This window comes from Microcystis sp. M165S2, assembly GCF_020245885.1.
Lineage (GTDB): Bacteria > Cyanobacteriota > Cyanobacteriia > Cyanobacteriales > Microcystaceae > Microcystis.
Genome location: NZ_JADBTZ010000393.1, coordinates 1 through 11,460 on the forward strand (window position 1 = coordinate 1; position 11,460 = coordinate 11,460).

Sequence of the window (11,460 nt, forward strand, 5' to 3'; positions counted from 1 at the left end):
ACCAATGGTGAGCTAAATACCGCCTATATCGTCGAGGTTAAAAGTCATGCCAAAGAGGAATCTATTACTCAATTAAAAAGTATTTTGCAACGGTTTCGCCGCTTTTTCTCTGAACACAAAGATAAAAAACTCTATGGCATACTAGCAGCGGTTGACTTATCCAACGAATTACGGGAAAAAATTCTGCAAGAAGGGTTTTATGTGGCTCGGATTCATGACCAAGTATTTGAATTAGATATTCCCGATAATTTTCAACCTCGACTTTATTAAAACAGCAAAGGCGATGGGAGCATCCCATTTTCGCCAATCGCCTTCTACAGATGGGAAGTTTTCTCCTGAAACTGGCTCACACAGACAATCCCCCAATCCAAAATCCAAAATGAGATGTTCCCAACCCTTCAGGCTTTGGGTACTCTCACTCGTCCTCATTTTCTCGAAACTATTCCCCATTTAGTGCCTTTAATCCTTCATTTTGGGGGGGAGGTTGCCTTAAGAGAAGTGTATCAAAGTATTAGGGATGTTAGTCGCTGGTGGCGGTGATGCTCATAAATCAATTAGAAGTGCTACGATCAGCAGAAGCCAGTCCACCATAATACATTTTTTGGCCAAATACAATAATTTCTAGCTAATAAAACAATGGCTCAATTACAAACCCTAATGCCTATACTACAAGAATTTCGCCAAGAATTAGCAAAGTTTTATGGAAAACGGTTAGTAAAACTCATCCTTTTTGGTTCACAAGCGAGGGGTAACGCCAATGAGGACTCAGATATTGATATTATGGTCGTATTAAAAGGCCCCATTTCCCCTGGAGATGAAGTGATTCGGATGGCAGACATCGCTACTCAACTAGACCTTAAATATAATACCTTCATTTCTTTGATTCCCATCGCCGATGAAGACTTTGTTCATCGACAAACCCCATTAATGGACAATATTCGCCGAGAAGGGATTTTCCTGTGAACCAAAACCAAATTTCGTCCTATATCAATCAAGCTAATGAAGAATTAGAAGCGGCCACCCTATTACTTGAAAAAAATTATTATCGTGCTTGTATTTCTCGTTGCTATTATGCCATTTATTGTACAGTCCAAGCTCTGTTAATAGTTAAAAATATCAATACTCGCAGTCATCGAGGGGTACGACAGCAATTTTCTCAACATTTTATTCAAACAGGGGAATTACCATTAGAACTATCAAAAGCGTTAAGAATTACCTATGATTTACGACAATTAGGAGATTATGATCAAGTTATTGAAATAACTAGGGAACAAACACAAATTGCCTGAGAATACGCCACAGTATTTGTAGAACAAGCAATGATCTTGAGCATTTTTTCACTTTAACTACTTAATCTTATGCAGTTTATTGATCGCGCCGAAATAGAAGTAGAAGGGGGTAAGGGAGGTGATGGAATTGTCGCTTTCCGTCGGGAAAAATACGTCCCCGCCGGCGGTCCGGCCGGAGGTAATGGGGGAAAAGGTGGTTCGGTGATTTTCGTGGCGACTCAGAACCTGCAAACCCTGCTAGATTTCCAGTATAGTCGCTATTTTAAGGCCGATGACGGCAAACGGGGCGGCCCCAACAACTGCACCGGGGCCAACGGTAGCGATCGCATTATTAAAGTTCCCTGTGGTACAGTGGTTTACGATCTCGATAGCGAGGCAATTATCGGCGATTTGGTAACTCCCGAACAGACTTTAATCGTGGCCGCCGGGGGAAAAGGGGGATTAGGCAACCGCCACTTTTTAAGTAATAATAATCGCGCACCCGAATACGCTTTACCCGGTTTAGAGGGAGAAAAACGCCATTTACGCCTAGAATTGAAGTTATTAGCGGAAGTAGGCCTGATCGGGCTGCCCAATGCGGGGAAATCCACCCTAATCTCGGCCGTTTCCTCTGCTCGTCCCAAAATCGCCGATTATCCCTTTACGACTCTCATTCCTAACTTGGGAGTGGTACGCAAACCCACGGGAGATGGGACGGTATTCGCCGATATTCCTGGATTAATCGAGGGAGCGCACCTAGGAATCGGCTTAGGACACGAATTTTTACGCCATATCGAACGCACACGCCTGTTAATTCATCTTGTCTCCTTGACATCAGAAGACCCGATCGCCGATTATCAAATTATTCAAGGGGAATTAGCCGCCTATGGTCGGGGATTAGAAAAGCGATCGCAAATACTGGTTTTCAACAAAATTGATGCTGTGGACGAGGAAACGATAGATAACTATCAAAAGCAGTTTGCTAAAATAACCAATGCCGAGATTTTGACTATTTCCGCCGTGACAGGAGCCGGATTAACCACTTTACTCGCCAAAGTTTGGCAGCAATTAGAGCAACTGGAGAGGGTCGAGGTTGAAACCCCTTCCCTGTTTTCCTAAAATCGCTCGTTAGTTATTGGGCTGCCGGGGTGCGGGTGGTCGGCGATTGCTCGGTCTTCTTTCCGTACCTTCAAAGTTACCATTAGAACGACGGGTGCGGCGCTGTTCGCCTTCATTTTCGGCCGCATAGACTTCTAGATAAAGAGAGCGACCCACACTCGCGGCCGCCATTTCTAGGGTAGTTCTAATCGCCTGTAAATTGCGTCCTCCCCGGCCGTAAACTTTGCCTTTATCGGCATCATCGAAGGCTACACGCACCCAAAGACGTTGATTTTCCTTACAGCGCTCGATATCCAATCTCAGACTGGCCGGCTCTTCCAAAAACGGCTCGATAATAAATTTCACCAGTTCGAGATAGTTGGGGGTACTAGGCATTGATTTTCTCGAAAATTTTCTGTTTGGTGAGAATGCTGCGTACGGTGTCCGTTGGTTGCGCTCCTTGTTGTAAGCGTCGGATAATCCCTTCTTCATCCAGACGCACTTCATCGGTGCGGGGATTGTAAAATCCTAATTCCTCTAGGGGACGACCATCGCGACGACTGGTGCTAACGGCCGCAACGATACGATAACTGGCTTCGCGTTTTTTGCCAAAGCGTTTTAGACGTAATTTGATCATGGTTACTAAAAAATTCTCCTTTCCGATTCTAACTCATCCCGGCGGTAATTCCACAAGTGGCGATCGAGGGAACGGCAGGCAGCCATTGCATATTATTGAAAATAACGCCGAAAACGAGGGTCTAAATGGTCTTTTTTGTGGCGATTACAGCATAAACAAAGGGTTTGCAGGTTACTAATGTCGTTACTGCCACCTAAAGCTAAGGGAATTATATGATCTATGGAAAGTTGGGACAATTTTTCGGGTTTACCGCAACTCTGACATTGATAATTATCCCTTTGATAAACATATTTTCTCACTTCGATCGGAATCGGGATTCTCGGAGTTTTTGCCATGATAATTACAGCAGGAGAGAGGAGATTGCTTTAATTTATTTTCCTTATTACCTAATTAGGTTTTCAGGAATTGAAGTTAGTTTTTTCTGTATTTTCTCGCAGCATTTGCCGAATCTCCTCTAGGGGTGATTCTGGTTCTTGCTCAATTGTGCTTTCTTCGGGAATAAATTCTAGGGTAATTTTTATTTGACGAGTTTCATTGAAATCTTTAAAGCCTTGATTTCTGATTTCTCGAAGTAAAATATCATATTCACTAGAATTACGATGTATATACGGACTTGAAAGTTTTTCTAAAACACCAGAAAAAGTACATTCTCCAGAAGGTTTAACTTTTCCTGTTCTCCAGTCTTTCTCACCTAGTATTAATACTTTACAATCCTTCCCTTCACTCGGATAATGAAACCATTCAATTTTATTAATTTGACCAAATGTAGAAGAACTATTTGATATATCTGTTCTTAGTCTTCCCTGGGAATTAAAGTTGCCGATATACTCCAAAAAATCTGCCTGGATTTTTTCTTTAAATTTTCTCACTAAAATAACTTCTTCATTTTCAAACATCAATACACTATTATCATCTTCGATAAGGATTTTCCGAGAGTTGTTAAAAGTATCAATATTCATTCTTTTGCTCCTTAATTATTCCCTATTTAATTATAATAACATACAAATTTACTCTAGGGGTGATTCTGATTCTTGTTCCAGTGGGCTATTTTCAGGAATAAATTCTAGGGTAATTTTTATTTGACGAGTTTCATTGAAATTTTTAAATCCTTGCTCTTTTAATATCTGTAATAATTGCGAGTAGTCATATTCTTGATGGGCTAATTTTTCTAAAATAGGAGAAAAGTCACATTGACCATAAACTTTAATTTTACCTTGTCTCCATTGTTTTTCTCCTAAAATTAATAGATTTAATATTTGTCCATCTCTCGGATAATAAACCCAATCTAGTTTAGCTATCTGACCACAAATATAACTTTTCGATTTTAACATTACACCATCAAGAACAAAGTCAGAAATATAGTCTTCTAATTCTTCAATTATTTTATTTTTGAATTGACCAACCAAAATAATTTCTTTATTTTCAAACATCAGTAAACTATTATCATCTTCGATAAGGATTTTCTGAGAGTTGTTAAAAGTATCAAGATTCATTCTTTTGCTCCTTAATGACTCAAAGACAAATTACTCGTACTCAACTAAACTAGCGTAGTTATTACCCTCGGTAAACTTGCCAGCGATAGTTATCTTTCCTGAACCAACTTTAACATTACCGAAAAATAAATTACCTGACTTAGTTAAAGGAGTCCAGTTACCCGATGATTGATCAATGATAACCACATCTAAAGCATTAGGTACTTCGATTTTAAAATTTACCAATTGATTCTTCGTTAATTTGGCTATTGTGGGACTATAAAGATAGGCATTATTTTCTTCAAAAGTAGCATAGGTTTTCGGGATAGAAACACCCATAGCATTGCTGGTGATTCGATAGGATAAAGCATGATTAAGGTTATTTTTATCGGATTTATTTTTAGAGAAAACCATCAAATCATAACTTCCAGCTTGGGGAAAGGAAACTTTAATTGTTGCTTGTCCATTGACTCTTTGAATTAAGGGTAAATGGCTATTGATAGGTAAATTATTTTGCTGCAATTGAGCAGAAATCTGGGTGTGAGGAGGAACTTGTAAAATAACTTCTGTTATTCCTGAAGACTGGATATTATAACTATTGTGATTGACTAATTTTATGCCATCTCGAAAAAATTGTGATGTCACAATCGGCCAAGAATCAAATTGTTGTTTTCTATAAACTTTCGGTAATAATTGCCACTGAGTTTGTTCGGGGAAATGACTATAAATTAATTGTGCGGGTGGAGTAGCAAAATAATGAGGATTAAATTGCCGTTGAAATTGATTGTTATTGACTACTCCCGCACCCCAAGTTGCATCAATTAGATACCAAGCATTATTAATTCTGACAGTATTCCAAGCATGGTTAGCATCACTAGCATTGCCCACTAGATAGCCGAATCCTTTAGCATAACCGATAACAACTGCTGATTTTAATCCCATTTTTTCTGCTAAAGCTTGATAAAGATTGGCATACCCTGAACAGACAGCAAAACGATTTTTGAGAACCACATAAGGACTCGCATCACCGTAATTACCCCTTAAAAAACTTGCCACATCGTAGGGAATATTATGGGTAATCCAAACGTAAATAATGCGGGCTTTTTCTGCTTCTGTTTTGGCATATTTAGATAGAATTGTTGCTAATTCTGATAGAGAATTTCCTTGGTAATTGATGCTGCGAGCTAGACGATCAATATTTTGATAATTTCCCTGTCTAACTTGGTGATTATTCCCAGGAATAATTGGCTGAGAAAGTTGCAGATTATTAGTATTATAAATTAAGTTATTGGCTGGTTTAAATGATTGAAAATTCCTGAGCAGTTGAGAACTTTGGTTTTTAAATGCCATCCCAACGGACATTAAAACTAAAAAGATGAAAATCCCCGGAATTGTCCTTCCCGATTGCCGATTCTTGCGGCGGCGATAATTTCTTTTATAAGCCATAGTTGCTGCTAATAAAAAGTCAAGATTACCAGTCTTAGCCTGATCTGCTCCTATTATCTCTCAAACCTAACTATTTTTTTGAGATTTTTCTGTGATCTTAATCACTGACAATTAAAATATTAATCTAGCTAAAGTAATAAGTGTGTTAGTTTTGGCTAACACACCCAAAATTAAGATTAAAGTTTTTACCCTTATCTAACCGTAAACTTTCCCATAATACTCTTGATATTCTTTGGATAACAAAGGTTGCCACCAATCCCGATGATCGAGATACCATTGAATGGTTTTTCTTAATCCCCCCTCTACCGTTTCTTGAGGTTGCCAACCTAATTCAGTGCGAATTTTACTGGCATCAATAGCATACCGGCGATCATGTCCAGGGCGGTCCTTGACAAAAGTAATTAAATTCTGAGCAGGTTTCACGGGTAAATCGGGAGCTAATTCATTCATTAACTCACATAACATCCTGACTAAATCGATATTTTTTACTTCATTATTTCCGCCAATATTATAGGTTTCTCCCGCTTTTCCTTGGTTAATAACTGTATCTAAAGCTTGACAATGATCCCGCACATATAACCAATCTCGAACATTTTGACCATCACCATAAACGGGCAAAGGTTTACCCAAAAGAATATTAATACACATCAAAGGAATTAACTTTTCGGGAAAATGATAGGAACCATAATTATTAGAGCAATTAGTAATAATTGTCGGCATTCCGTAGGTATGAAAATAAGCTCTCGCTAGATGATCACTCCCCGCTTTTGAGGCAGAATAGGGACTATTAGGAGCATAGGGAGTAGTTTCGGTAAAAGCCGGATCATCTACTCCTAAACTGCCATAAACCTCATCGGTGGAAACGTGCAGAAAACGATAGTTATCCGGTTGATGATTACTTAACCAATGTTGCCGAAAACTTTCTAATAGAGTAAAAGTTCCCACCACATTAGTTTGCACAAAAGCCCCAGGTCCAAGAATCGATCGATCCACATGGGATTCGGCGGCAAAATGGGCAACTGTATCGATATTTTCACCAGCAAATAATTCATCAACTAAAGCTCGATCGCAGATATCCCCTTGCAGAAAACGGAAATTCTTTCCATCTTTCAGTGTCGCTAAATTATTCAAATTGCCCGCGTAGGTAAGAGCATCAAGAACAATTACACGATCCTCAGGATAATTCTCGCACCAATGATGAACAAAATTCGAGCCGATAAATCCTGCTCCACCAGTAATTACTATGCTTCTAGCTTGATTTTCTGTCGTCATGGCCACCTCTAGCAAAAGTTTGCTACTTATTTTAGGCCTTTTTGCTTCACACTTCTTCATCAAAAGTGATCTGATCGGAACGATAATCCGGCGGTTCAACGTGAATTAAAATTCTCACAGGGCTAAATTGTTGGGTTAATCTTGCTTCTACCGCTTCCGTGATTGCGTGAGCAGTTTCCACATCTTGAGCGGAGACAACTAGGTGCATTTCTATAAATACCTGTCTTCCCACCACTCCCCGAGATGCGATCGCATGACAATTAAGCACCCCCGGCACCTCCATCACAATTTGATGAATCACTTCAGGAGCGATCGCCATTTCATCCACTAACAAAGGTAAATTCTCCATCAGGACTTTCCAACCACTGCTAAACACCAAAAAAGCGACGGGAAAGGACAAAATCGCATCTAACCATTGTAATTGGGGAATATTAGCCGTATTACCCACCCAAACCCCCACTAAACCCAATAAAACCGTAATTGTCACCCACACATCACTCATGGTATGACGAGCATCGGCAATCAAAATCGCACTACCGACACGCTGCCCCACCGATCTTTCATAATAAGTAACAAAAATATTCACCCCTAAAACGATAATTAATAGCCATAACTCAGGACCGGCAATCTCGATCGGTTTGCCTCCTTTGATAATACGCATGATCGCCCCTTGCAAAATTTCAAAACAGGCAATCCCCAAAAAGGCGGCGATCGCTAAAGCTCCGATCGCTTCGTATTTCAGATGTCCGTAAGGATGATCTCGATCGGGATAGGGAGAGGAAAATCGCATCGCTACCAATCCCAAGACATTATTCGCACTATCGGTGACACTATGGAGAGCATCCGCTTGCAGACTTAAAGCACCAATTCTCAAACCCACCCCCGCTTTGATCGCCATAACCAAAATGTTCAGCATCAGGGTGATCCAGAGAACCTTTTGGACGGTAGCCCGATTATCTTTTAAAACAGCCACAGGATTATCAGTTTTTTAGCTATCAGTTATCAGTTATCAGTTATCAGTTATCAGTTATCAGTTATCAGGGAAATTTCAACTAAAACCCCAAAAACCCAAAAACCCAACTATTTGAGGGTTTAAAAACGGCAAAAATAAGGATTAAATTGCCTAAAGTCTGTAAATAGACCATTTAATTGATTATTATTCATTTTTAATTTTCCTGACTACTGACTACTGACTACTGACTACTGACCCTAACAACAATTTTTGATTTTTACAAGAGGTCTAGTCAACAACAATTGATTATCTCCTCAAATAACAGACTCCCATCGGTCAAATTGAGCAGCGGATCGGCAGCGCGTTCGGGATGAGGCATCATTCCTAGCACATTTCCGGCTTTATTGGTAATTCCTGCAATATTATTTAACGATCCGTTAGGATTCCCTGACTCATTTGCCTCTCCTGTGGCAGTACAGTAACGAAAGAGAATTTGTCCGTTATCCTCCAGAGATTTTAACGTATCTTCTGCGGCATAATAACGCCCTTCCCCGTGGGCAATCGGCAAATTAAGCACCTGTTGCGGTTGATAACCTCGCGTCCAGACAGATTGATTATTTTCCACTTTTACCGGCACTCGATCGCAGATAAAATGTAAATCGCGATTACGAATTAACGCACCGGGTAGCAGCCCAATTTCCGTTAATACCTGAAAACCGTTACAGATGCCTAAAACTAATTTACCTTTTTCAGCTTCTTCTCGGACAGTTTTCATCGCTGGCGAAAACCGAGCGATCGCACCACAGCGCAAATAATCGCCGTAACTAAATCCCCCCGGCACCACGATCACATCCAAATCCGCTAGCTCCGTCTCTTGATGCCAAACATAGCGGGTAGGTTGCCGAAAAATCCCCTCCGTCACCGTTGCCACATCTCGATCGCAATTCGATCCGGGGAAAACAATAATCCCAAACTTCATAATTTTTAACTTGGTTAATTCATTTTGCAAAAAGCTCTCAACAGATGGGTGTTGGTTGTTGGTTGTTGGGTGTTGGGGAAATAAAATTGTCTTTTATCCCTATCCCCTATCCCCTAATCCCTATCCCCCATCCCCTAATCCCTATCCCCTATCTCCTGACTGACAATGCAAATCAAAGCGATAATTTTCAATCACAGGATTAGCCAATAGTTGATCGCACATTTGAGCCAATTGAGCGCGAGCGCTGGTTTCGTCCGCTGCTGTCACGGTAAGCTCAATATACTTACCAATTCGCACCCCGGCTACAGTATCATAACCTAATTGCTTTAATCCCGATTCTACGGCCGTACCCGCCGGATCGAGCACCGAGGGGCGCAGGGTAACATAAATACAGCACTGATAATTTTTTGGCATAGAATTAACTTTGATCGCTGACCTTTTTGACATGAAATCCCAACGCACCCGATCGCAAGAGCGCATTATCCACTTACTCAAAACCTTAAATCGGGCAGTATCCGCTCAGGAATTGTTTGTGGAACTCCGTCAGCGTGACCAAAATATGGGGTTAGCCACTGTTTACCGCGCCCTAGAATCCCTAAAACTACAGGGAGCAGTGCAGGTGAGAACCCTAGCCACAGGAGAATCCCTCTACAGTTCCGTTCAGCAGGATCAACACCATCTTACCTGTATTCATTGCGGTCGGTCTATCGTCTTTAATGAGTGTCCCGTTCATGAATTGGAAGAAAAACTCGAAAAATCACACCAATTCAAGGTTTATTACCATACTCTCGAATTTTTTGGACTTTGCGATCGCTGTCAACCTGGTTAAGTAGGGTTTGCGGCAAAAAGTTTTTCGGTGGTGGCCGGGTGTGGGGGGCCGGGTGTGGGGTGTGGGATGCACTACATTTAAACTGCCTATCGGGAAAATTTAGTACAAATGCTCAGACTTGCAACTCCAGTGCCGTCTTACAGGAATTAAACTGTTGTTTGACCTTGGACTGTTTTCAGAGGGATTAACTCCGGCTGACTGTGGTGATGATGGCTGTTCAGGGGGGATAACAAGGGGAAAAAGGGCTGATGTAAACTAATTAATTGAGCGAGGGTTTTCTTGAGATGGGTACGGGGAACGATCGCATCGACAAACCCGTGTTTTAATAGGTATTCCGATGTTTGGAAACCTTCCGGTAATTTCTCGCGCAAAGTCTGTTCGATTACCCGTTTACCAGCAAAACCGATAGTAGCCTTTGGTTCGGCGATAATAATATCTCCCAACATGGCAAAACTGGCCGTGACTCCTCCTGTGGTGGGATTAGTCAAGACAGGAATATAGAGTAATTTTGCTTCTTGATGCCGGTTAAGGGCGCCAGAAATCTTGGCCATCTGCATTAAACTTAACATTCCTTCCTGCATTCTCGCCCCACCGGAAGCGCAGATGATCACGAGGGGTAAACGTCCATCGGTAGCTTGTTCCGTCAAACGACAGAGTTTTTCTCCCACCACCGATCCCATGCTACCCCCCATAAAACGGAAGTCCATCACCCCTAAAGCTAAGGGTAAACCATCGATCGTCCCCGTTCCCGTCTGGACAGCATCCGTCAGACCAGTTTTTTCTTGGGTTTCCCGCAGGCGATCGCTATAACTTTTCCGATCGCGAAATTTGAGCGGATCCGTCGGTCGAATCTGTTCATCGAGGCAATTCCAAGTATTCGCATCCACTAACTGGCGAATTCTTTCTGCACTTTCGACCCGATTATGATAACCGCAATCGAGACAAACCAGTTGATTGGCTAATAAATCCTTCGTATAGGCCAAAACGCCGCAATTTGGGCATTTTGTCCATAAACCATCGGCTATTTCTCGTTCCTGTTGTTGTTGAACCTTGGGTTCTGTTTTTTGGCGATTTGCAAACCAATCAAATAGAGACATAGTTTAAAATAAAGACAATTTATAGACTTTCCTCTAGAGGACTTAATAACAAAAGTGCTGTCCAGCGATCTTGGGGACGGACTTGTAGGGCGGCCTGATGCCCCTGGCCGCAATAAATACCAAGGCCAATAGCGATAACGCGACTGGGGATGTCGTGAGCTTTGAGCATTTCCTGTAGCCAATCGGCTTCCCAACGACTGGGGGTTGTTCTAATGGTGATCCAAGACACGGAAGACTATTGTATCAAGATTTAATTACAAGATAACTTTTTTACCAAAATTTTGGGTTAAAGCCCCGTCCTTTTAGGACGGCTTTATGTGAAAATGAAATTGGTTTGAATCCCCTGAGTGGGCGGTAGTGAATGGCTCGATTGAGTTGAACCCTGGAACTCGAAAGTCTGCATAAGAGAC

General features: G+C 41.3%; 17 protein-coding genes and 1 pseudogene. 6 read left to right on the forward strand and 12 right to left on the reverse strand.

Annotated features, from left to right (window positions below):
* The 5 genes and pseudogenes from IM479_RS19370 to obgE form a co-directional block, all read left to right on the forward strand.
* Window positions 1-270: pseudogene (locus tag IM479_RS19370) on the forward strand (DUF3782 domain-containing protein); the annotation flags it as partial.
* 114 nt (window positions 271-384) lie between these two features.
* Window positions 385-540, forward strand: a complete 156-nt coding sequence (locus IM479_RS19375; protein ID WP_287685869.1) for a hypothetical protein — start codon at window positions 385-387, stop codon at window positions 538-540.
* A gap of 96 nt (window positions 541-636) precedes the next feature.
* On the forward strand, window positions 637-963 hold the full coding sequence (locus tag IM479_RS19380; RefSeq protein WP_287078039.1) for a nucleotidyltransferase domain-containing protein: 327 nt from the start codon (window positions 637-639) through the stop codon (window positions 961-963).
* On the forward strand, window positions 960-1,289 hold the full coding sequence (locus IM479_RS19385; protein ID WP_002762465.1) for a HEPN domain-containing protein: 330 nt from the start codon (window positions 960-962) through the stop codon (window positions 1,287-1,289). The genes IM479_RS19380 and IM479_RS19385 overlap by 4 nt, the downstream gene beginning before the upstream one ends.
* Before the next feature lie 69 nt (window positions 1,290-1,358).
* Window positions 1,359-2,387, forward strand: coding sequence for a GTPase ObgE (gene obgE / locus IM479_RS19390; protein ID WP_287078038.1), 1,029 nt, complete (start codon window positions 1,359-1,361; stop codon window positions 2,385-2,387).
* A gap of 9 nt (window positions 2,388-2,396) precedes the next feature.
* Here obgE and IM479_RS19395 read toward each other — a convergent pair whose 3' ends face one another.
* The 10 genes from IM479_RS19395 to purS all read right to left on the reverse strand — a co-directional run bounded on the left by IM479_RS19395 (window position 2,397) and on the right by purS (window position 9,538).
* On the reverse strand, window positions 2,397-2,762 hold the full coding sequence (locus IM479_RS19395; protein WP_287685871.1) for a KH domain-containing protein: 366 nt from the start codon (window positions 2,760-2,762) through the stop codon (window positions 2,397-2,399).
* Entirely contained in the window at window positions 2,755-3,003 is a 249-nt protein-coding gene (gene rpsP / locus IM479_RS19400; RefSeq protein WP_002736858.1) for a 30S ribosomal protein S16, read from the reverse strand. The genes IM479_RS19395 and rpsP overlap by 8 nt, the downstream gene beginning before the upstream one ends.
* Before the next feature lie 92 nt (window positions 3,004-3,095).
* Window positions 3,096-3,338: an HNH endonuclease gene (locus IM479_RS19405; protein WP_287685873.1), complete on the reverse strand. Its 243-nt coding sequence runs from the start codon at window positions 3,336-3,338 to the stop codon at window positions 3,096-3,098.
* Between the two features lie 63 nt (window positions 3,339-3,401).
* Window positions 3,402-3,962, reverse strand: coding sequence for a KGK domain-containing protein (locus tag IM479_RS19410; RefSeq protein ID WP_287685874.1), 561 nt, complete (start codon window positions 3,960-3,962; stop codon window positions 3,402-3,404).
* Window positions 3,963-4,010: 48 nt separating this feature from the next.
* A complete protein-coding gene (locus tag IM479_RS19415) occupies window positions 4,011-4,496 on the reverse strand; it encodes a KGK domain protein (RefSeq protein WP_287685875.1) in 486 nt (161 codons plus the stop codon).
* A gap of 30 nt (window positions 4,497-4,526) precedes the next feature.
* A complete protein-coding gene (locus IM479_RS19420) occupies window positions 4,527-5,921 on the reverse strand; it encodes a transglutaminase domain-containing protein (RefSeq protein WP_287685876.1) in 1,395 nt (464 codons plus the stop codon).
* A 195-nt stretch (window positions 5,922-6,116) separates the two neighbouring features.
* A complete protein-coding gene (gene rfbB / locus IM479_RS19425; RefSeq protein ID WP_287685877.1) occupies window positions 6,117-7,193 on the reverse strand; it encodes a dTDP-glucose 4,6-dehydratase in 1,077 nt (358 codons plus the stop codon).
* 46 nt (window positions 7,194-7,239) lie between these two features.
* Window positions 7,240-8,166: a CDF family zinc efflux transporter Cdf31 gene (gene cdf31, locus IM479_RS19430; RefSeq protein ID WP_287673871.1), complete on the reverse strand. Its 927-nt coding sequence runs from the start codon at window positions 8,164-8,166 to the stop codon at window positions 7,240-7,242.
* Window positions 8,167-8,437: 271 nt separating this feature from the next.
* A complete protein-coding gene (gene purQ / locus IM479_RS19435) occupies window positions 8,438-9,124 on the reverse strand; it encodes a phosphoribosylformylglycinamidine synthase subunit PurQ (protein WP_287078040.1) in 687 nt (228 codons plus the stop codon).
* A gap of 141 nt (window positions 9,125-9,265) precedes the next feature.
* Window positions 9,266-9,538, reverse strand: a complete 273-nt coding sequence (purS, locus tag IM479_RS19440; RefSeq protein WP_287079735.1) for a phosphoribosylformylglycinamidine synthase subunit PurS — start codon at window positions 9,536-9,538, stop codon at window positions 9,266-9,268.
* Window positions 9,539-9,569: 31 nt separating this feature from the next.
* On the opposite strand from purS, the gene IM479_RS19445 reads away from it, so the two are divergent.
* Complete coding sequence (locus IM479_RS19445) at window positions 9,570-9,953, forward strand: Fur family transcriptional regulator (RefSeq protein ID WP_046660600.1); 384 nt, start codon at window positions 9,570-9,572, stop codon at window positions 9,951-9,953.
* A 146-nt stretch (window positions 9,954-10,099) separates the two neighbouring features.
* Here the strand turns inward: IM479_RS19445 and accD are convergent, their stop codons facing one another.
* Together accD and IM479_RS19455 are read right to left on the reverse strand one after the other, a co-directional pair.
* Window positions 10,100-11,050 carry an acetyl-CoA carboxylase, carboxyltransferase subunit beta gene (gene accD / locus IM479_RS19450; protein WP_287685878.1) on the reverse strand — a complete coding sequence of 317 codons (951 nt, stop codon included), beginning with the start codon at window positions 11,048-11,050 and terminating at the stop codon, window positions 10,100-10,102.
* A 19-nt stretch (window positions 11,051-11,069) separates the two neighbouring features.
* Window positions 11,070-11,279 (reverse strand): hypothetical protein, encoded by a 210-nt coding sequence (locus tag IM479_RS19455; RefSeq protein ID WP_193957096.1) that lies wholly within the window; start codon window positions 11,277-11,279, stop codon window positions 11,070-11,072.
* Between the last annotated feature and the right edge of the window lie 181 nt (window positions 11,280-11,460).

Excerpts from the sequence above, each read along its gene's own strand:
- IM479_RS19375 (WP_287685869.1), top strand. The coding sequence starts at position 385 with ATGTTCCCAACCCTTCAGGCTTTGGGTACTCTCACTCGTCCTCATTTT.
- IM479_RS19380 (WP_287078039.1), top strand. The coding sequence starts at position 637 with ATGGCTCAATTACAAACCCTAATGCCTATACTACAAGAATTTCGCCAA.
- obgE (WP_287078038.1), top strand. The coding sequence starts at position 1,359 with ATGCAGTTTATTGATCGCGCCGAAATAGAAGTAGAAGGGGGTAAGGGA.
- IM479_RS19395 (WP_287685871.1), bottom strand. The coding sequence starts at position 2,762 with ATGCCTAGTACCCCCAACTATCTCGAACTGGTGAAATTTATTATCGAG.
- rpsP (WP_002736858.1), bottom strand. The coding sequence starts at position 3,003 with ATGATCAAATTACGTCTAAAACGCTTTGGCAAAAAACGCGAAGCCAGT.
- IM479_RS19405 (WP_287685873.1), bottom strand. The coding sequence starts at position 3,338 with ATGGCAAAAACTCCGAGAATCCCGATTCCGATCGAAGTGAGAAAATAT.
- IM479_RS19410 (WP_287685874.1), bottom strand. The coding sequence starts at position 3,962 with ATGAATATTGATACTTTTAACAACTCTCGGAAAATCCTTATCGAAGAT.
- IM479_RS19415 (WP_287685875.1), bottom strand. The coding sequence starts at position 4,496 with ATGAATCTTGATACTTTTAACAACTCTCAGAAAATCCTTATCGAAGAT.
- IM479_RS19420 (WP_287685876.1), bottom strand. The coding sequence starts at position 5,921 with ATGGCTTATAAAAGAAATTATCGCCGCCGCAAGAATCGGCAATCGGGA.
- rfbB (WP_287685877.1), bottom strand. The coding sequence starts at position 7,193 with ATGACGACAGAAAATCAAGCTAGAAGCATAGTAATTACTGGTGGAGCA.
- purQ (WP_287078040.1), bottom strand. The coding sequence starts at position 9,124 with ATGAAGTTTGGGATTATTGTTTTCCCCGGATCGAATTGCGATCGAGAT.
- purS (WP_287079735.1), bottom strand. The coding sequence starts at position 9,538 with ATGCCAAAAAATTATCAGTGCTGTATTTATGTTACCCTGCGCCCCTCG.
- IM479_RS19445 (WP_046660600.1), top strand. The coding sequence starts at position 9,570 with ATGAAATCCCAACGCACCCGATCGCAAGAGCGCATTATCCACTTACTC.
- accD (WP_287685878.1), bottom strand. The coding sequence starts at position 11,050 with ATGTCTCTATTTGATTGGTTTGCAAATCGCCAAAAAACAGAACCCAAG.